The organism is Nocardia uniformis NBRC 13702 (assembly GCF_001613345.1).
Classification (GTDB): Bacteria; Actinomycetota; Actinomycetes; order Mycobacteriales; family Mycobacteriaceae; genus Nocardia; species Nocardia uniformis.
This window is the reverse complement of sequence record NZ_BDCE01000107.1, coordinates 56,990-76,550: the sequence shown is the minus strand read 5'-3', so window position 1 is coordinate 76,550 and position 19,561 is coordinate 56,990. Positions and strand designations below refer to the sequence as shown.

Annotated in this window: 17 protein-coding genes; 12 read left to right on the top strand and 5 right to left on the bottom strand. The window is 66.1% G+C overall.

Annotated features, from left to right (window positions below):
* Positions 1 to 341 precede the first annotated feature (341 nt).
* From NU1_RS42900 to NU1_RS36605, 5 genes are all read left to right on the top strand, one after another.
* Positions 342 to 1,328 carry a GTP-binding protein gene (locus NU1_RS42900; RefSeq protein ID WP_212762125.1) on the top strand — a complete coding sequence of 329 codons (987 nt, stop codon included), beginning with the start codon at positions 342 to 344 and terminating at the stop codon, positions 1,326 to 1,328.
* Positions 1,219 to 2,379 (top strand): EF-Tu/IF-2/RF-3 family GTPase, encoded by a 1,161-nt coding sequence (locus NU1_RS42895; protein WP_212762124.1) that lies wholly within the window; start codon positions 1,219 to 1,221, stop codon positions 2,377 to 2,379. Before NU1_RS42900 ends, NU1_RS42895 begins: the two co-directional genes overlap by 110 nt.
* Before the next feature lie 513 nt (positions 2,380 to 2,892).
* Complete coding sequence (locus tag NU1_RS36615; protein ID WP_067528815.1) at positions 2,893 to 5,181, top strand: sensor histidine kinase; 2,289 nt, start codon at positions 2,893 to 2,895, stop codon at positions 5,179 to 5,181.
* Positions 5,178 to 5,594: a roadblock/LC7 domain-containing protein gene (locus tag NU1_RS36610; RefSeq protein ID WP_067528814.1), complete on the top strand. Its 417-nt coding sequence runs from the start codon at positions 5,178 to 5,180 to the stop codon at positions 5,592 to 5,594. The genes NU1_RS36615 and NU1_RS36610 overlap by 4 nt, the downstream gene beginning before the upstream one ends.
* Complete coding sequence (locus NU1_RS36605) at positions 5,591 to 5,962, top strand: DUF742 domain-containing protein (protein WP_067528813.1); 372 nt, start codon at positions 5,591 to 5,593, stop codon at positions 5,960 to 5,962. The genes NU1_RS36610 and NU1_RS36605 overlap by 4 nt, the downstream gene beginning before the upstream one ends.
* Before the next feature lie 46 nt (positions 5,963 to 6,008).
* Here the strand turns inward: NU1_RS36605 and NU1_RS36600 are convergent, their stop codons facing one another.
* Positions 6,009 to 7,964, bottom strand: a complete 1,956-nt coding sequence (locus NU1_RS36600; protein ID WP_067528812.1) for an FAD-dependent oxidoreductase — start codon at positions 7,962 to 7,964, stop codon at positions 6,009 to 6,011.
* 1,043 nt (positions 7,965 to 9,007) lie between these two features.
* Here NU1_RS36600 and NU1_RS36595 point away from each other — a divergent pair.
* The 3 genes from NU1_RS36595 to NU1_RS36585 all read left to right on the top strand — a co-directional run bounded on the left by NU1_RS36595 (position 9,008) and on the right by NU1_RS36585 (position 10,990).
* Entirely contained in the window at positions 9,008 to 9,640 is a 633-nt protein-coding gene (locus tag NU1_RS36595; protein WP_245720479.1) for a TetR/AcrR family transcriptional regulator, read from the top strand.
* A 122-nt stretch (positions 9,641 to 9,762) separates the two neighbouring features.
* The gene (locus NU1_RS36590) at positions 9,763 to 10,077 is read left to right on the top strand and encodes a hypothetical protein (protein WP_067528810.1); all 315 of its coding nucleotides are present in this window, start codon (positions 9,763 to 9,765) and stop codon (positions 10,075 to 10,077) included.
* 49 nt (positions 10,078 to 10,126) lie between these two features.
* Positions 10,127 to 10,990: an alpha/beta hydrolase family protein gene (locus tag NU1_RS36585; RefSeq protein WP_067528809.1), complete on the top strand. Its 864-nt coding sequence runs from the start codon at positions 10,127 to 10,129 to the stop codon at positions 10,988 to 10,990.
* Between the two features lie 23 nt (positions 10,991 to 11,013).
* Here NU1_RS36585 and NU1_RS36580 read toward each other — a convergent pair whose 3' ends face one another.
* Complete coding sequence (locus tag NU1_RS36580; protein ID WP_067528830.1) at positions 11,014 to 13,065, bottom strand: prolyl oligopeptidase family serine peptidase; 2,052 nt, start codon at positions 13,063 to 13,065, stop codon at positions 11,014 to 11,016.
* A gap of 146 nt (positions 13,066 to 13,211) precedes the next feature.
* Here NU1_RS36580 and NU1_RS36575 point away from each other — a divergent pair, with 146 nt between their 5' ends.
* Positions 13,212 to 14,186, top strand: coding sequence for a dipeptidase (locus tag NU1_RS36575; protein WP_067528808.1), 975 nt, complete (start codon positions 13,212 to 13,214; stop codon positions 14,184 to 14,186).
* Here the strand turns inward: NU1_RS36575 and NU1_RS36570 are convergent, their stop codons facing one another.
* Positions 14,187 to 14,927 carry a TetR/AcrR family transcriptional regulator gene (locus tag NU1_RS36570; protein ID WP_067528807.1) on the bottom strand — a complete coding sequence of 247 codons (741 nt, stop codon included), beginning with the start codon at positions 14,925 to 14,927 and terminating at the stop codon, positions 14,187 to 14,189.
* A gap of 101 nt (positions 14,928 to 15,028) precedes the next feature.
* On the opposite strand from NU1_RS36570, the gene NU1_RS36565 reads away from it, so the two are divergent.
* Positions 15,029 to 15,988, top strand: coding sequence for an ATP-binding cassette domain-containing protein (locus NU1_RS36565; RefSeq protein WP_218027875.1), 960 nt, complete (start codon positions 15,029 to 15,031; stop codon positions 15,986 to 15,988).
* On the top strand, positions 15,988 to 16,809 hold the full coding sequence (locus NU1_RS36560; protein WP_067528805.1) for an ABC transporter permease: 822 nt from the start codon (positions 15,988 to 15,990) through the stop codon (positions 16,807 to 16,809). Before NU1_RS36565 ends, NU1_RS36560 begins: the two co-directional genes overlap by 1 nt.
* Positions 16,810 to 16,953: 144 nt before the next feature.
* On the opposite strand, the gene NU1_RS36555 is transcribed toward NU1_RS36560, so the two are convergent.
* Positions 16,954 to 17,967: an NADP-dependent oxidoreductase gene (locus NU1_RS36555; protein WP_067528804.1), complete on the bottom strand. Its 1,014-nt coding sequence runs from the start codon at positions 17,965 to 17,967 to the stop codon at positions 16,954 to 16,956.
* Between the two features lie 132 nt (positions 17,968 to 18,099).
* Entirely contained in the window at positions 18,100 to 19,179 is a 1,080-nt protein-coding gene (locus NU1_RS36550; protein WP_067528803.1) for an AraC family transcriptional regulator, read from the bottom strand.
* A gap of 34 nt (positions 19,180 to 19,213) precedes the next feature.
* On the opposite strand from NU1_RS36550, the gene NU1_RS36545 reads away from it, so the two are divergent.
* Positions 19,214 to 19,492 carry a MarR family winged helix-turn-helix transcriptional regulator gene (locus NU1_RS36545; protein ID WP_067528802.1) on the top strand — a complete coding sequence of 93 codons (279 nt, stop codon included), beginning with the start codon at positions 19,214 to 19,216 and terminating at the stop codon, positions 19,490 to 19,492.
* Positions 19,493 to 19,561: the final 69 nt, after the last annotated feature.

Here is a 19,561-nt window from a genome sequence, read left to right as displayed (position 1 = left end):
CAATGCCCCCCGACTTCGGTCGGGGGGCATTTTGCGTTTCCGAGGCAATATTCGGTTTCGCCGGGCTATCGCACTGCGTAGTCTCACAGGAACCCGGTGCCGGAGCGGCACTGAACCGAGAAGGGAGCTGATTATGCGTGCGCAGTGCGCCGTCGCTACCCGTTCGCGGTTCGAGGTGATCCTGGTGTCTTCGCCGGTTCGGTGCCGGCTGCGCGGCCGGTACTGAGTACCCGGGCGTACTTCTCACGACCCTGATGGATTGGTTTCCGCTGTCTCATCGGCAGTTCCCGTCCGGGAATCGCGCTGTTCTGGTTCGGATCAGCACGAAGGACTGAATTACTGTGCGAAGCACTGTTTCTCGACGAAATCTCGCCGTTGTCCGCAATCTCGGCATCCTCGCGCATGTGGATGCGGGGAAGACCACCGTGACCGAGCGGATGCTGTACCTCACCGGTATGACGCATAAGCGGGGTGAGGTGCATGATGGCACGACCGTCACCGATTTCGATTCGCAGGAGCGCGATCGTGGGATCACGATCTTCGCGGCGGCGGTCAGCTGCGAGTGGAACGGTCACCGGTTGACCGTTATCGATACTCCCGGGCACGTGGACTTCTCCGATGAGGTGGAGCGATCGCTGCGGGTACTCGACGGTGCCGTAGCGGTTTTCGATGCGGTGGCCGGAGTCGAACCGCAGAGTGAATCGGTGTGGCAGCGGGCCGACCGATACGGGGTGCCGCGCATCGCGTTCGTCAACAAGATGGACCGGGCCGGGGCCGATCTCCATGCCGCCGTGGCCAGCATTCGGGAGCGGCTGCACCCCGTGCCATTGGTCGTTCAGCTGCCGATCGGTGCGGAAGGTGAGTTCTCCGGTGTGGTGGATCTGGTGGAGATGCGTGCGCTCATTTGGGGCGCGGGCGGTCCCGCGGATCTACCGGTGCCGGATGAACTGATGGCCGAGGCGATACGGCAGCGGCGACAGTTGGAAGAGGCGGTCGCCGAGCGGCATTCGGCAGCACTGACGGAGTTCTGCGAGCACGCCGAACTGTCCGCCGACACGCTGCGGACCGCACTGCGCGAGCTGACCCGCACGGGTGAGATCGTCGTGGTGCTGTGTGGTGCGGCGTACCGCAACCGGGGGTATCGAGCCGTTGCTCGACGCCGTGGTGGCGTACCTGCCGTCGCCGCTGGATCGACCTCCGGTGGGCGAGGCGGCGGCGGTGCGTGCGGCCGATCCGTCGGAACCGCTTGCCGCCCTGGTCTTCAAGGTGCATGCGACCGCGACCGGTCGACTCACCTTCGTGCGCCTGTATTCCGGTGCGCTGGGTAAGGGTGACACCGTACTCGATGCCGGAACTCGGCGTCGCGAGCGGGTCGCGCGGATTCTGCGGGTGCAGGCGGATCGACACGAGGAGGTGGACCGGGCGGTGGCCGGCGATATTGTCGCGCTGGTCGGTCCGAAGTCGGCTCGGGTGGGTGCGACGCTCTGTGCGCCGGAAGCGCCGGTACTGCTGGAACCGCCGGTTGTGGCGGATCCGGTGGTCTCGGTCGCCGTGGAACCACGGGCCAATGCCGACTCCGAGCGCTTGGGAGCGGCCCTGGCTCGACTGGTGGATGAGGATTCGTCCCTGGTCGTGCGTACCGATTCCGAGACGGGGCAGACGCTGCTATCCGGTTTGGGGGAGCTGCATTTGGAGGTCGCGGTGGAGAAGATCCGGCGGGAACGCGGAATCGAAGTGACCGTCGGTCGTCCACAGGTGGCGTACCGGGAGACCGTACTGCGTGGCGTCTCGGGCTTCACCTACCGGCATGCCAAGCAGGACGGCGGCAGTGGTCAGTGGGCGCACATTGTTTTCGATGTGGAACCGCTGGTCGCCGCTGATCCCGGCGCACCCGGTATGGAGTTCGGTTCCAAGGTGGTCGGCGGTCGCGTTCCGGCCGAGTTCGTTCGCGCGGTCGAGGCCGGCTGCCGGGACGCGCTCGCGACCGGTCCGCTCGGCGGCCACCCGGTGACGGGCGTGCGGATCACCCTGACGGACGGTATGACGCACTCCAATGATTCATCGGAGTTGGCCTTCCGTACGGCGGCCCGGCTCGGCCTGCGAGATGCGCTGCGCGCCAGCGTGATGCAGGTCCTGGAGCCGGTCACCGAGATCACTGTCACCGTGTCCGATGAGTTCGTCGGCGCGGTCCTCGGCGATCTGGCGGCTCGCCGCGGCCGCATTTCCGGTTCGGTAGCTCGCACCGGATTCGTGCTGGTCACGGCGGCCGTGCCGCTGGCCGAAGTGTTCGGCTACGCCACGCGTTTGCGCAGCCGAACCCAGGGTCGAGGAACCTTCACCACCAGGCCCCTCGGCTACGCCCCGGCCCCGTCGCGGTGAGTCGGTAAACGAAACGAGTAGGCGATGGCCGGTCCACCTCGAGTGGACCGGCCATTGGCCGTCGTGTCGAGAACCGCTTGAAACCAAGATGATTCGAATGCTTCATACGGCATCATGACGCTACCTAGAGTGGTTGTCGGGGCCGCGAGCTGCCGCACAGGGGGTGGGTAGTCGACCGCCGCGCTGTGAGGGGGCGGCGGTCGACTTACCCCATTGATCAGACCTTTTGTCATTTCACAAGTTCAGCCAGTGGGAAGTATTCGTCCCCATAGTCGAAACGCGATGTTTCCGTTACTCTTCCGACGAGAAAACGTGACGCACCACTCATGACTCCGGTGTGTTTGGAGAAGTTGAGGCCCCGGCGAGCGGGGCCGTTGTTAGGCGGGCCGAGTGCGTTCGGAAGTTGGCAGTTCATCGTTGGTTAGCCGACGAGATCCGAGTGAATCGGTTGGTGGGAAGTCTTTTTCGATCAGACATGGGTTACGCGGCTGGGTCAGTGTTCGCGTCCGCCTGATGGTGATCGTTCTCATTTCGAGTGTCACCCTGTTGGCGATCGGCTGCGGTGCCGCCGCGTATCTGGTGAAATCCGCCCGGGAGTCGAAGCAGTGGGCCGAACTGGCCAGCAGCACCACCGCCCCGGCGATCCTCATGGTGCAGGCGTTCGAAGAGGAGCGGCGGCTGTCGCTCCTGCGAATGGCGGGCGACGTCGACGCGATCGGGAGTCTCGTGACCGCGCGGCAGCGCTCCGATGAGGCCCTGGCCGCGGTTATGGCCAAGGGTGATGCCGCCCGCGAGCTCAATCCGGACGGTTCGGCCGCCGATATCGAGGGATTCAACAAGCTGTTCGATATGGTCCCGACCCTGCGGGCCGGGGTGGACTCGCAGCAGATGCCGGCGGATCAGGTATTCGGCTTCTTCACAGCGGTGATCGGCACCATTATCGGCGCGTCCATGATCGCGGCGCGGGTCGCACCGGATGCCGGGATCGCCATTGAACTGGGTTACGGCGTAGAGCCGCTGCGCGCCGCCGAGGCGCTCTCGCAGGCCGACACCCTGGGCGGTGTGGCATTGACCGTGGGTGAACTGCCTGCGGCCCAGTTGCTCGAATTCAATCGCCTGGTCGGCGAATTCCGCAGTGAGGTGGCCTATTCCGCCACCGTGATGAAGGGCACGCGGCTCGAACAGTTGCAGGCCATCACCAGCGGCCCGGCGTGGCATGAGGTCGCCGCCATGCACGACGCGCTGCTGCTGCGCGGTCCGGTCTCCGCCGATACCACCGACAGCTCGACGCGCTCGCAATCGACCTCGAAGACCGATCCGTTGCCGCTGGATCTGGCCACCTGGCAGCAGGCGACCGGGCAGGTCAATGGGGCACTGCTGAAGCTCTGGGAGGATCAGAGCGCCGATGCGCACGTCATCGCCCGCGAACAGGGTGCGGAGGCCACGCGCAACTCCCTGCTCGGTGGCGCGGCGGTCCTGCTGATCGCGACGGCGGCTTTCCTCGCGGCGTTGGTGCTGGCCAACCGGTTCATCGGCCGAATGCGTCAATTGCGCAGTGACACCCTGGAATTGGCTGATCAGCGACTGCCCGATCTGATGCGTCGCCTGGGTGAGGGCGAGAGCATCGACACCGAGGCGGAGGTGGCGCGACTGGATTTCGGCACCGACGAGCTGGGGCATGTGGCCGACGCCTTCAACCGTGCCCATGTCGCGGCGGTGTCGGCGGCGGTCGCCGAGGCGAAGACCCGCACCGGTATCAATGCGGTCTTCCTGAATATCGCCCATCGCAGTCAGGTGGTGGTGCACCGGCAGCTCGCGCTGCTCGACCAGGCCGAGCGCGAGGAGAAGAACGCCGAACAGCTCGACCTGTTCTTCCAGCTCGACCATCTGGCGACCCGGGCCCGCCGCAATGCCGAGAACCTGATTATTCTCGGCGGCGAGCAGCCCGGTCGACGCTGGCGCAATCCGGTGGCGCTGCTGGATCTGGTGCGCGGCGCGGTGGCGGAAAGCCTGGACTACACCAGGATTGACACCGGACGACTGCCGGAGGTGCGGATCGCGAGCCATGCCGTCGCCGACCTGATTCACCTGATGGCCGAGCTGACCGATAATGCGACGGCCTTCTCGCCGCCGGAGTCGCCGGTCACCGTTTCCGGAATGGTGGTCGGTCGCGGTGTCGTCGTCGAGATCTCCGATCAGGGGCTCGGTATGTCGGATACCGAATTCGCCGAACGCAATGACCTGCTGGCCGATCCGCCGGACTTCAAGGTCGCGACGCTGTCCAGCGATGCCCGGCTCGGACTGTTCGTTGTTGGGAAACTAGCCGTGCGGCACGGTATTTCGGTGCGGTTGGCGGAGTCCGTCTACGGCGGAGTGCGGGCGGTGGTGCTGATTCCATCGGCACTCATCGAGGTGCTCGAACCGCGGGCGGAGGACGACGGTCCGGAGCCGGTCGAATCTGCGTCCCCTGCCGAGCTTTTCGCCGGTAAGTCCGACCGGATGCTGCCATCGCGCGTGCCCGCTTCGCGCCCATCGGCCTGGGAACCGGCCGCGATATCGGCTGTGACTGTCGATCGGGTCGAGGTCGCGCACCCGCCGGTCGCGGAGGTGTCGGCCGGACGCGGTGATCGACCGAATCTGCCGCGCCGGGAGCGCCGGTCCGGCGCGGAGACCGGTTCGGAGCCACCGGCCGTCGTGGCGCGCCCTCGATCGGCCGAGGAGGCGCGAAATCTGATGAGCGCGATCGCGAATGGCACCCGGCAGGGGCGTCGGACGCGTACTGAATCCGAGGAGCGACAGTGACCACTTCCCAGCGTATCGATCTCGGCTGGCTGCTCGACGAATTGGTCAACGGGCTGCCCGACGCGGAATCGGCCGTACTGCTGTCCACCGATGGGCTGCTGCTCGGTTCCTCGGCGCGGCTGCCGCGCGACGATGCCGAGCGGTTCGGTGCGATGGCATCGGCGTTCCACAGCCTGGCCCGCAGCGCCGGTCACCATTTCAAGGCCGGTGGCGTCTGCCAGACGGTGGTGGAACTCGATCACGCGGTCCTGTTCATCACCGCGGCCGGTGCCAATGCCTGCCTCGCCCTGTTGGCATCGGAGACCGCCGATATGGGCATGGTGGCCTATGAGATGAATCAGACGGTACAACGCGTCGGCACCCATCTGTCGGTCGACCCGCGTACACCCGCGGACGGTGCGCGACAGCCATGAACGACCCGCGCGAGCACTGGTACGAAGAGGATGCGGGCCCGCTGGTGCGCCTCTACGCCGTGACCCGCGGGCGAGGCAGTGCGCAGCGGGCCGAACTCGATATGACCACGCTGGTGGTGGCCGACTCCGGTATCGCCTTGCGGCGCAACGCCCCCGAGTACCAGTCCATCGCACGGTTCTGCCGCACAGCGCAATCCGTGGCGGAGGTATCGGCGCACCTGCAGCTGCCGCTGGCACTGAGCAAGGTGCTGATCGGCGATCTGATCGACGACGGCTACCTGAGCTACCGATCGCCGCCGTCACTCTCGGGGGACAGCGGCGATATCGGGATTCTGCGCGCGGTGATGGATGGGATTCGGGCGCTCTGAGAACCAACTTTCGGTAGCTCTCTGTGGTCCGCACCCACCACGCCCGCTAAATCAGCTGCGCCGCCAGTCGTTTGGCGTTCATGTAGGCGATCGCCTCGATGGACACCATTGGGTTGACGCCGGGGGCGGTCGGGAAACAGGAGCCATCGGCGACGACGATGTTCGCGACATCCCAGGTGGCACCATCCGGGTTCACCGCCGAGATATCCGCGGCGCCGCCCATACGGGCCGAGCCCATAATGTGCAGTGCGCCCATCGAACACTGGCCCGGGCCGTAGCCCGCAGCGCGGGCGGCCGCGTCGAACTCGTCGTGCGATCCACGAACGCCTGGCTCGTAGGACACGCCCGCCTGATGGCCGGAGAAGATACGTCGGGCACCCGCGGCTTCGAGAATTGATGCCGCGCCAATGATTCCGGTGTGCAGGTGGGCCGCGTCGTAATCCGAGAGCCGGTACTTCACGATCGGCTCACCGCTCTTGTCGATCTCGACGGTGCCCGGATCGCGGTCGCGGGTAATGACGCCGATCGAATTCGAGCGCGCGAAGTCGAGCATGGTGGCGCGGTGGCCCGCCGCGCCGCGCCAGCTCATGAAGCCGGTCGCCAGGCCCGGATGGATGGGTCCGGTCTCATAGATGACGCCGTAGCCCCTACCGTCCAGATCGGCGTGGTGGCGGCTGATTCGAGTCTGCAGGCCGCCTTCCCAAGGGCGAATCTCTTCATCGAATACACCGAAGACGGCGGCTGCCGGGTGTAGGCGCAGGTGGCGGCCGATGTTCTTGTTGCGCAGGCCGGAACGGTGCAGCAGTGCGGGCGTCTGGATGGCACCGGCGGCCACCACCACCGCGCGTGCCCGCACCGTGATCTCGACACCGTCGGAGGTGAGTGCCGAAACAGCCTCGGCGCGACCGTTTTTCACGTCGATCCTGCGCACGTTGGCATCGATCACGAGCCGGGCGCTCTTGGCGGCCGCATCGGCGAGCCAGGTCTTGGTTACCGACTGCTTGGCACCCAGGCGGCAGCCGTAGCCGCATTTGCCGCATTCGGTATCGGCGTCGCAGGCATCGGAGACATTGCGCGGCAGGGTATCCACATCCCAGCCCAAAGCCTGCGCACCGCGTTCCAGCACGCTGTCGCGCGCCGAGAGCGGTGAGCGGTCGGTGGTGACCCCGATGCGCTGCTCGACCACCTTCAGGGCGTCGTCGAATTCGGCTTCGGCGAATTGCGGTACACCCAGTTCGGCCCATTCCTGGCGGATATTGTCGGGTGTCGGCAGCGAGGTGCTCCAGTTGACGACCGTTCCGCCGCCCAGGCAGGTACCGGCGACCAAGGTGATCTGCCCTTCGGCGGAGGCGGCGGGGCCGGGTGCGTACAGCTTGGTGAGCGCGTCCAGTTCGCCCGCGCCGAAATCCCGGTCGTCGTAATAGTTTCCGCGCTCGAGGACCACGACATCGAGGCCGGCTTCGGCCAGCACCGCCGCCGCGGCTCCGCCGCCGGCACCCGAGCCGACAATGACCACATCGCAGGTGAGCGTGGTGGATTCGGTGAAGCGCAGCGGTGTGAGGGCAGGCTGTGGTGCGGACCCCAGCGGGCCGGTCGGCGCGGGGTAGCCGATCTGCTTCCATAGCGGATTGACGCCGGACGGGCCCGGGGTGACGTTGTAGGCCAGCAGTGCGGCCTGTTTGAGGGCCTGGAAGATGGCGCGCACGGGCGCGAGTCCGGAGTCGCCGAGCCGCAGTAGTGCTTGTTCGCGTTGCTCCTGCGACAGTGTCGAGAACCGGCGCAAGCCGTTGCCGGTAAGTAGCCCGGTCAGTCGGGAATCCCAGAGACCCAGCAGGGTTGCCAGTTGTTTCCGCTCCGCCTCGCGCGGATTGCGGCCCAGTATCTGGAAGATCGTGTCGACAGCCCCGAGCTCTGTCGCCGCCGGCAGCGAGACCCCGTCGCCCGGCAGGAACGTATCGCAGATCATGCCCAGTGCCGTACGCTGTTCGGCCGTTGGTTCCATGACGAATCCACCCTTCGTAACTCTTGGTGAGTTCTACCACAGAGTGGTGAATTCTGACTCACAAGTGTGCCTGATGAGCTGCTGAAAATGGCTGAGTTGCTGATGAATTGACAGTCACATGATGGTTACCGATCGGGGGTGGACACCCCTCCTGTGGATAGCCGCGCGGGGAGTGGGTGTGCAACCGTGCTCGTAATCTGCGCGGCGCGAATGGAATTCACTTTCGTGGTGACCGGACGACGTCGAATGCGCTGGGTTGCTGGATCTTTGGGAAGGCGTGTCCGCATACCCGGAATCGGTCGCCGTGGCGGGTCGATGCGATGGCGGGTTCGGTCCTTCTCGCGATGGCGAAGTGGCAGGTAGTCGGAGTTCTAGCAGTGTCTGCAAAAAACCCTAGAAATATCCTGCAAAAGGCTTCCGTGCTGGCTGGCGGCTCGGTATCGTCGCCAGGGCAAACGGCCAGTGACAGATCTGGCACCTCGGTTCGATCGGAGCACCACCCATGACCGACATTATTTCGGACGTTCTCGTCCAGACCATTCTGAAGCTGCTGGCAACCGGCTCGGCGAGCGGTTCATCGAAGTAGTCAGGCAATCGCGACCTTTCGGCTACTGCGCGGGAGTCGAGGGGTGTTACGGAGGGTCCGGTCCTGGACGAGAGGATCGGACCCTCCGTGTTTTCGGGGGGATGGGAGCTGCGCTGGAGCGGTCCTGCCTGCTCCGCGCAGGTGCTCCGATTAAACCCGTTAATAAATTCTAGAAAGTTCCGCGAAAAGTATTCCGTTCGGCGGGAGCGCTCGGTATCGTGGGGAACGGCTAATGATCAGTGATCTTCGGGCCAATGCGACACGGTGCGCGAGCCACCCCCCGGGCTCGCGTGACGAACCCCGGCAGTTCCCCTGCCAATTCCCGGCTGCCAATGGGTCCGTCGCATTGTCCTGGTTCGCTGAGCCAACTTTCGGCTATCGCGCGGTTAGTCGAAGGGACAAGCGAAGGGGCCGATCCATGACGAGGGGATCGGCCCCTTCGGTATTGTCTGGCGCAATGTCTCAGGAAACGAACGCGGGAAGAATGTACGCCGGGCAGCCCGTAGAAGACCGGCAGCGGCAGCGACGTGCGCGTTTTCTGGAGTCCGGACTTACGGTGTTCGCGCGCGACGGATATGCCAATAGTTCCGTCGGCGCCATCTGTAAGGACGCCGGACTCTCCTCACGGCAGTTCTACGAGGAGTTCACCGGGCGCGAATCGCTGCTGCTCGAGCTCTATGAACAGATCGACCGGGAATCACGGGAAGCCGTGGCGGCCACCATCGCCGAGCGTTCCGACGCGACCGCGATCGAAATTATCGACGCCGCCGTACGTGCCTACATCGAGTCCATCGGCCGCGACCCCCGCAAGGCCCGGGTCGCACTGGTCGAGGTGGTAGGCGCGGGCCCCAAGGTCGAGAAGTTCCGTCTAGAACTCCGCCGAGCCTGGGGAGCCCTACTCGCCAGCGCCGCCGAGGACGCCGCCATGCACGGCGAAATCCCGCCCGGGGACTACGAAATGCGTGTCCTCGCCATTATCGGCGCGGTCAACTACGTGGTCGACGCCTGGAGCGGCTCCGACCCACGCCCACCCCTCGACGACGTCATCCACGTCCTACGCCGAATCATCATGGGTGCGGTCACCGCCTGATCCCTCAATCCCCACGCCCACCCCCGATTCGGGGGCCGCTGATGCTGCGGGCGTGGGGATTCCGACTGTCATGGACGGATATCCCCACGCGGCGAACGCATCTCGGCGCTACGGTTGCCCACATGTTCGGGGTAGTCCGCAGTACCCACCTGGTGTGCACCGGCTGTCGAGTATCGATGAAATGCGCCATCATCGGTCCCGGCGATTCCCGACGCCCCTGCCCGAAATGCAGCGAACCCATGCGCGATGCGGGCCCCAACCTCGCCGTCCCGCGCCGCCGCGATACCTCCGCCTGGCGCGCCCTCACCGCGGTCCTGGACGATGGGCTGGACTTTCGATCCCGGTGCGGCTGCTGCCAAGACGGTCCCGGCTACCGAGCCAGCAGTTGGTCCGAAGTTCGCCGTCTCCGTGCCGCGGGCGAGCCGCTCGGTGACTGAGGCCCCACCACGCCGGCGATTAGCGGGTGGGCCGGTAGCGTGCGGGAATATGGAGACTGTGCCGATCCAGATGCCGGATGGGACGACTGTGCCGGTGCGGCTGGTGGCCGCGGGCGGGGCGCACCGGCATCGAATTACGCCGGATGCGCCGCGGCCGGTGGTGGTGATCGCGCCGGGGCTGGGGGTACCGGGGGCCTATTACGAGTGGTTCGCGAGGGATCTGGCCGGGCGGGGGTTCGACGCGGCGATTCTGGAGCTGCGGGGGAATGGGGACAGTCGGCCCAAACCCGGTGCCGCCAGTACGTATGGGTACCAGGAGCTGGTGTCGGTGGATTTCCCGGCCATGTTCGAGGTGGTGCGGGAGCGGTTTCCGGATTCGACGCCATATCTGCTGGGGCACAGTATGGGCGGGCAGTTGGGGGTGATGTACGCCGCCCGGATTCGAGGTCGGCTCGGTGGGCTGATTCTGGTGGCGTCGGGGACGCCGTACCACCGTGCGTATTCCGGATTGGCCGCGCCCGGATTCCTGTTCGGCACCGCGGCGGCCGCACTGACCGCCAATCTCGCGGGATTCTGGCCGGGACACCGGATTACCGCCGGTGGTTTCGGCCGCCAGTCGAAAGCGCTCATCGCCGACTGGGCGCGCCTGGCCCGCACCGGCCGCTTCGAACCCGCCGGTGCGGAAATCGATTACGAGGAACGGATCGGACGGCTGAAGCTGCCGGTCCTGTCGATCACCATGACCGGTGACGACTACACCCCGCCGGGATCCGCCCAGCACCTGCTGGAAAAGCTTCCGAACGCCGACATCACCACCTGGCACCACCCGGAACCGCTGGGCCACAACGGCTGGATCCCGGATTCCCGCAGCACCGTCGACCGCATCGAAAAGTGGCTGCGCGACCGCCCCTGAGAGCCCCCGAGAGTCGGATTCCCCTACCCCTCGATGAGCTTCTGGGTGAAGAACTCGAAGATCAGCGCGGCCTGGAAGGCGGATTGCTTATTGTCCGCCGCACCACCGTGACCGCCCTCGATATTCTCGTGGTACCAGATGGGGTGACCCTGGGATTCCAAGAGGGCGGCCATCTTTCGGGCGTGACCGGGGTGGACGCGGTCGTCGCGGGTGGAGGTGGTGAGCAGGATCGGCGGATAGGCGGCGTCGGCGCGGGTGTTCTGGTACGGCGAGTACTCGCTGATGTACTCCCATTCCTGCGGCTTATCCGGATCGCCGTACTCGGCCACCCAGGACGCACCCGCCAGCAGCAGGTGGTACCGCTTCATGTCCAGGAGCGGCACCTGACACACGATGGCCCCGAACAACTCCGGATAGCGGGTGAGCATCACGCCCATGAGCAGGCCGCCATTGCTGCCACCCACCGCACCCAGCTGTGCATGGGTGGTGATCCCGCGCGCGACGAGATCCCGTGCGACTGCGGCGAAGTCCTCGTACACCTTGTGCCGGTTGGCCTTCTGTACGGATGTGTGCCATTGCGGCCCGTACTCACCGCCACCACGAATATTGGTCATGACCCAGGTGCCGCCACGCTCCAGCCATCCCATACCCGAGGCGCCGCTGTAGGCGGGCGTGCGCGAGACCTCGAATCCGCCGTAGCCGGACATGATGGTCGGCCCGGGCGCATCCCCGCGGTCACGGCGGCGGATAACGAAATACGGAACCATGGTGCCGTCATCGGAGCGGGCGAAGAATTGTTCGGTCTCCACCCCGGCCGCATCGAAGAATTCCGGCTCCTTCTTGAGCAGCTCGGTGGGCCCGCCGACCGATCCCGACAGCAGCGTGGTGGGGGTGGTGAAACCACTTGTGGAGAGCATGAATTCGTCACCGCCCTCGAGCGGATCGAGATTCATGACGCTGGTGGTGGCCATCGGCGGGGCATCGGCGAGTGGTTCGCGAGTCCAGCCGTCCGGACCCGGGGTGAGGACGTAGAGCTTGGTCTGCACATCCTCGAGGGTGATGAGCAGCAGATGGTTCTCGGTCCACCCGTACCCGTGCAGGGCGGTATGCGCGTCGGGTTCGAAAATGACCTCGAAATCGCGTGCACCACCGAGGAATTGCTCGAATTCGATGGCGAGCAGCGCGCCCGCGGAATAGGTTCGGCCACCCACCTCCCACGGCGACTTGAGCCGCACCAACAGCGTTTCCCTGTACCAGGATTCGGAGGCGTCGGAGGGCACCTCGAGTGGTCGCAGCGAATCATCCGCCCCCAGCAGATACACCTCCTCATTGAAGAAGTCGGTGGCGCGGCCGACGAAATGCCGTTCATAGCCGGGGGTGCGGTCGTATCCAGCCGAAACGGCGACATCGGAGGTTTCGCCCTGGAAGACCGTGTGCGCCTCGGCAAGCGGTGTTCCGCGCCGCCACCGCTTCGCGATTCGCGGGTAGCCGGAGTCGGTCAGCGAACCCGGCCCGAAATCCGTCCCCACGTAGACGGTGTCGATATCGATCCAGCGGATTTCCGACTTGGCCTCCGGCAGATAGAATCCGCCGTTCTCCGGTGCGATGAATTCCAGTGTCTCGATATCGAATTCGCGCACCACCTTGGCGTCCGCGCCACCGCGTGACAGGCTGATCAGCGCCCGCGACTGCTCCGGCCGCAGCACCGCCGCCCCGCCCCACACCCAGTTCTCCGCCTCGGTGTCGGCGAGTGCGTCGAGGTCGATCAGCACCTCCCACTCCGGCTCGTCCTTCGCGTATTCGGAGAAGGTGGTGCGTCGCCACAATCCCTTCGGATGTTCGCCGTCGCGCCAGAAGTTGTAGAGCCAGCGGCCGCGCCGACCCGGGTAGGCAATGCGGGTATCGGTATCGAGCATCTCGAGAATGCGCGACTCGAGATCGGTGAAGCGGTCGGAGGACGCGAACAGCTCCGCCACCACATCATTGTGTTCGCGCGCCCAATCCAGGGCACGGTCGCTGGTGACTTCCTCCAGCCACAGGTAGGGATCGGTCACGCTCTCCTCGACACCGCTCATGCCCCCATTGTGGCCGACCGCGAATTCGCTCGTATTACGGCCGCCTGTCCGGCGGTGGCGCGGCGAGCGCCGCGACGGTGAGGTCAGCCGCACCGGACCGTAGGATTGCGGGGTCGATGCTGGCCGGGCCGAGGAGGATTTCGCCGATGGCGCACCCGCTGTGGGAGCAGCACTGCTGTCTACCGTTGCTGCCGCGCGCCGACATCACCGAATTGGCCCGGTACCCGGTGGGCACGTACCTGTCGGTCAATATCGGGTATGCGCCGCAGACCACCGCGGACGCCCTGGCGCTGGTGCACCAGTTCCGCCGAGACGCGCTGGCGGACGGCAGGTTTCGACTGGTAGAGAAGATGTCCGATACCGAGCCCGATGGGCACCTCGCGCTGGCCTTCGATCTGGAGGATTCCGGTCCGCTCGGCGGTGATCTCGACAATGTCGAACTCTTCTACAACCTGGGCGTGCGCTCGCTGGTGCCCACCTACAACCATGCCAATGCCGCCGGCTGCGGCTGCCTCGACGCCGACGACACCGGCCTCACCGCCCATGGCCGTGATCTGGTGCGCAAGCTCAATGAGGTCGGCATGTTCGCCGACGGGTCGCACTGCTCGCCGCGTTCCGGTCTGGATATCGCGGACACCACCTCGGTCCCGATGATCTACAGCCACTCCAATTTCGCCGCGCGCTGGGCCCATCCACGCAATATCACCGACGACCAGGCCCGCGCCTGCGCGGAAACCGGTGGTGTGATCGGCATCAATGGTGTCGGAATCTTCCTGGGGCACAATGCACCCGAGGGCCGCGCCGCCCGTATCGAGGCCATGGCCGAGCACATCGCCCATGGTGCCGACCTGGTCGGCATCGACCACATCGGTATCGGCTCCGACTACTCCTTCGATGGCGATCAGTTCAATGCCGAAATCGCCGCTTCTCCGGACAGCTTCTCCGAGGACTACACCCGCTGGGGGCCGCTGCAATGGGCTCCGCCCGAGGATCTGTTCGGCGAGAACGAGATTCCCACGCTCGACGAGGTGTTGGCCCGGCGTGGCTTCTCCGAAGCCGACCGCGCCGCCGTACTCCGCGGCAATTTCGCCAGGGTGGCCCGGCAGGTGTGGCGCGACTGATCAGTCGTCTCCGACGACGGTTTCGAGCCCGTCGAGCAGGCGTCGCAATCCCCACCCGAAGTGGTCGAAGTTCGGATCGAAGGTGTCCTCGGACATTTCCGCCAATACCGGGTATTTCCCACTGGCCATGGCCTTTTCGAGTACCGGGGCCTGCGCTTCCCAGAATTCGATATCCGTCATACCGGTGCGGCGTTCGGCCTCCTGCGCGTACAGCTGAGTGCGGGCGGCTCCGGTGACGTAGCTGTCGATCAACAGCACCGCCGACATGAGTTGGCGGTCGGGCAATCCCATGGGCTTGATGCGGGAGAGGATGCGCTCTATGCCCTCCACCGCACCCGGGCCCATGACCGGGCGGCTCTGATTGACGTGCAACAGCCAGGGATGCCGCCGATACATCTCGAGTGTCGAATACGCCAGCGCCTCCAGGGTCGCGCGCCAGCCGGACTCCGGCAGTTCGTCGTTCTCCGGCTGGTTCACCCGATCGAGCATGAGATCGAGGAGTTCACCCTTACCCGGGAGGTAGCGGTAGAGCGTCATGGTGCCGGTGCCGAGCTCGGTGGATACCCGCCGCATCGTGACCGCTTCCAGACCCTCGGTATCGGCTATCCGAATGGCCGCTTCGACGATCAGGTCGAGCGTGAGCCCTGGTTTCGGCCCGCGGCTGGGACGCGGACCGGAGTCCCAGAGCAGTTCGAGGGTTCGCGTGAGATCACCGCTGCCACTGGTCTCCGTGCTGCTCATATAGCCAAGCGTAGACGCTCGGGAAAAAACTGGGTACGTTGTACCCGAATTGAGGTACGATGTACCCAGTTTGGTCCCGAATTGTGATGCGGAGGGTGATCGTGACCGACTACGCGGTACAGGCGGAGGGAATAGCGAAGAGATATGGGGACAAGTACGCACTGGACGCATTCGATCTGAACGTCCGACAGGGCACGGTGCACGGCCTGCTCGGACCGAACGGCGCGGGTAAGACCACCGCCGTGCGCATTCTGTCCACCCTGCTCCGATTGGATGGCGGCCACGCGCGGGTCGCCGGATTCGATGTGGCCCGCCAGCCGCACCAGGTGCGGGAGCGAATCGGGCTCACCGGTCAGTACGCGGCCGTGGACGAGGTGCTCACCGGGCGACAGAACCTGGAGATGTTCGGCAGGCTCTTCCATCTGGGCGGACGGCGAGCGCGGCTACGGGCACAGGAACTGTTGGAGCGCTTCGATCTCACCGATGCCGCCGACCGCGGTGCGGGCAAGTACAGCGGCGGTATGCGGCGGCGACTCGATCTGGCGGCCTCCATGATTCTCGCGCCGGAGGTGCTGTTCCTGGACGAGCCCACCACCGGACTCGACCCACGCAGCCGCAATGAGGTGTGGGAATCGGTGCGCGCCTTGGTCGCCGACGGCACCACGGTGCTGCTCACCACGCAGTACATGGAGGAAGCCGATCGGCTTGCCTCGCACATTACCGTCATCGATCAGGGGCGGGCCATTGCCGACGACACTCCGGACGGGTTGAAGACCACCGTGGGCGGTGACCTCATCGAGGTGGTGGCCATGGAGGTGAGTGATCTGCGGCTGGTAGCGAAAGTCGTTGCCCGCGTCAGTGATACCGAGCCGGAGATCATCGAGTCGGAGCGGCGAGTGCACGCACCGGTCGTCGACCGGGTCGCCGCGCTCACCGAGGTGGCTCGCATCCTCCAGGAGGAGAGCATCGCGGTCGAGGATATCGGCCTGCGTCGCCCCAGCCTCGACGATGTCTTCCTACAGCTGACCGGACATCGCACCATCGCCGAGGAGGCCGCGTGATGAGTACCGTCGATCTCACTCCCGAACGCCGTTCTCGGGCCTACTGGGTACTGGCAGACTGCTGGAATATCGTGCGACGCGGGCTGACCCACTATCAGCGGCAGCCGGTGAATATCGCCTGGCAGCTAGGGTTTCCGATTCTGTCGGTGCTGCTCTACGGCTATGTCTTCGGCAGCGCCATGTCCGTACCCGGCGGCGGTGACTATCGCAGCTTCCTGATGCCCGGCATGTTCGTGATGACCATGGCCTTCAGTTTCGTGAATACCGCCACCATCGTGGTGTACGACGCCACCAAGGGCGTGATCGACCGGTTCCGTTCGATGCCCATGTCGGCGTCGGCGGTGGTCTCCGGTCGTGGTGTCACCGATCTGCTGGTGGCGTGCGCGGAACTGAGCATTCTGATGGGCACCGCTGTGATTATCGGCTGGCGGCCGGAGGGCGGAATACTCGGTGTGGCAACGGCTGTCGCACTGCTGCTGTGGCTGCGGTTCGCGTTGATCTGGATCGGGGTCTGGTTGGGGCTGATGGTGCCGAATCCGGAAGCGGCGGGCGGACTCTTCGCGGTCGCCTTCCCGCTGACCATGATCTCCAGCATTTTCGTTGCCCCGCAGCTCATGCCGAGCTGGCTGGGTGCGATCGCCGCCTGGAACCCGATCTCGTCGACCGCGGCGGCCACCCGTGAATTGTTCGGAACACCGGTGGGCAGTGGCGATTCGTGGGTCGAACAGCATGCGGTACTGATGGCGGTGGTGTGGCCGCTGGCGCTCACCGTGATCTTCCTGCCATTGGCGGTGCGGCGCTTCCAGAGCTTGAGCCGCTGAGGACAGGCGTCTTCGTCATTCCGACATGCTTTTGGCCGGAATCCATACCTCTGCGGTAGTGGATCCCGGCCAAAAGCGTGCCGGGATGACGGGGCGGCCGGCGTGCAGGGGTGGCGGGGCCGCGCCGACATCGCGCGTTCGACCTCAGTGCAGGCGCACCAGCATCTTGCCCGTGTTCGCACCGGACAGGACGCCGAGGAATGCGGCGGGAGCCTGGTCGAGGCCGTCATAGACGGTTTCGCGGGTGCGCAGCGTGCCGTCGGCGAGCCAGGCGGCGGCCTTACCGATGTAGTCGCCGAAGCTGGGAAAATAGCTGTTCACCAGCATGCCGCGCAGGGTGACCTCCTTGGTGGCGGCGTGGTACAGATCCGGGCCCGGCTCGACGGTGGAGCCGTTGTAGCCGCTGATCGCACCGACCATGGCGATCCGACCCTGCTGGCGCATGGCCTGCACCGCGACCCGCAGGTGTTCGCCACCGACGCTGTCGAGGTAGATATCGATACCTTCCGGCGCGGCGGTCGCGAGCTGTCCGGCCAGATCTCCGGCCCGGTGGTCGATGGCGGCGTCGTAGCCGAATTCCTCCAGCAGCAGTTGGGTTTTCGCCGGACCGCCCGCCGAACCGATGACCCGGCCCGCGCCGAGTGCCCGGGCGATCTGACCCGCGACACTGCCGACCGCACCCGCCGCCGCCGAGATGAAGACGGTGTCGCCGGGGCGTACCGGCGCCACATCGGTCAGTGCCGCGTAGGCGGTGAGTCCGGTGGTGCCGAGTGCGCCGAGGTAGTGCTGCGGCGCGGCGAGTGCGGGATCGACCGGGGTGGCGGTCGCGGCATCGAGCACCGCGTGTTCCCGCCATCCGGCGAAATGGCTGACGGTGGTGCCGACGGGTATCTCGCTTGCGCGGGAGGCGATTACGTCGCCGATCGCGGCCCCTTCGAGGGCCGCGCCGAGCTGGAACGGCGGGATGTAGGACGGGCGATCATCCATCCGGCCGCGCATGTACGGGTCGACCGACATCCAGGTATTGCGTACCAGGATCTGCCCCCCGGCGAGCTTCGGCAGCTCCCGCTCGACCAGGGCGAAGTTATCGGCGGTCGGCACCCCGGTGGGCCGGGCGGCCAGCTGGATCTCACGGGTGGTGACTGGCTGAGTAGTCATGTCGCACTTACCTTTTCATTCGTCCGGCGGATCTCTCGATCCGATGCGTACGACGTTATTGCCCCGCCGAGCCCGCTCCCAGGTCCTGCGGCGACACCACCCGGCCCAATCGCGCCACACTCCGAACCCGCGTCATTCCGGCGGATCATGTGCCGTCGTCTGCCGGTGCCCTTCCTGGAGCGCCAGGCCGGAGCGCAGCTGTGAAGCCGAGGTCCCGGTCCAGCGGTGCATGGCTTTTCGCAGCGCGCGGTCATCTGCGAAGCCGAGGCGGGTGGCGATGGCGGCGGTGGTGAGGCGGTTCTCGGCCAGCAGATCGCGGGCCTGTTCGTAGCGGGCCTGGTCGAACTCCTGCCGCCAGGTGGTCTGGTGTTCGGCGAGGTGGCGTTGCAGGGTGCGTGGGCTCATGGCCAAGCGGCGGGCGACGGTCGCCAGGGCCGGGTCGCCCTGAGCAATGCTGGCGGACAGGGCGATTCGGAACGCTTCCAGCGGCCCGGGAATCGGGCGGGCCGAGGCAAGTACCAGATCGGCGTGGCTGCGCAGCAATTCGGCGAGCATCGGGTCCGCGCGGGGGAGTGGGGCGGCGGCATCGGTGGCCGCGAAGGTAATGCTGTCGGCGGGCGCGTCGAATTCGATTCGGGCCGTGCCGAAGGCGTCGACGAGAGCCGAGTGGTCGCGGGGTGCGGAATGACCGAAGGTGACGCGGGTCGGGGTGACCTGCCGCCCGGTGGCTTCCCGTGCGCGGCGCAGGTAGTAGGCGAGGACGTATTCGTTGATGGCGGCGGAGGCGGCCACGCCGTCGGCGGTGGTGCGGTAACCGATGGTGAGATCGCCGTCGTGGTGCAGGTCGAAGCCCTCGGCGGCAGCGGTCACCAGCCGGTGATAGGGCTGCGCGGCCTGCAGCGATTCGGCCAGGGTCGGGCCGGTGGTGACGAGATAGTCCCAGGTGGTGAGGGTTCCGAGGGTGGCGGCATCGGCCACGGCCACCCCGACCCCCGACCCGGCCTCGGCGAGCATCTCCCACAGCCGCACCAACGACGCCAGCGGAATCCGATTCAACTCACCGGACAGCGTGGCGTCATCGGTCCCGTGCACGGCGGCAACCCGCTCCGGAGCCACCCCGACCCGCAGGGCGGTATCGCGCACCAGATGGATCAGTTGGCTGGACGTGGTGCCGTCGATCCGAGTGTCGAGATCGCGTTCATGTCCCACCACACGCCCACGATAGCGACCGGCATATCGCAGCCCCTTGCACGATCAGAGGGAACCGAGCCGACTTGTCGCCGAACTGGAATCGCACGGTCTCGTCCAACGCGAATCCAATCCGGATGACGGCAGATCCGCTCTCGTCGCGCTGACCGATCTCGGGCGGAAACGGTTCCGCGAGGCGGCACCGATCTATCTCGACGGCATCGACCGGCGCCTCGGGGCGCACCTCGATGCCGAGGAACTCGAAGTTCTGGCCTCCGCGCTGCGCAAGGTGCTCGGTCCGACCGACCTCGGCGCGCCCTCGCCCCGGCGGGGATAGCGATGGCCCACGGCCCGTGTGTGCGAGATCTCACCGCACGGGGGGATCGGGTGTGTGAGTTCTGGACAA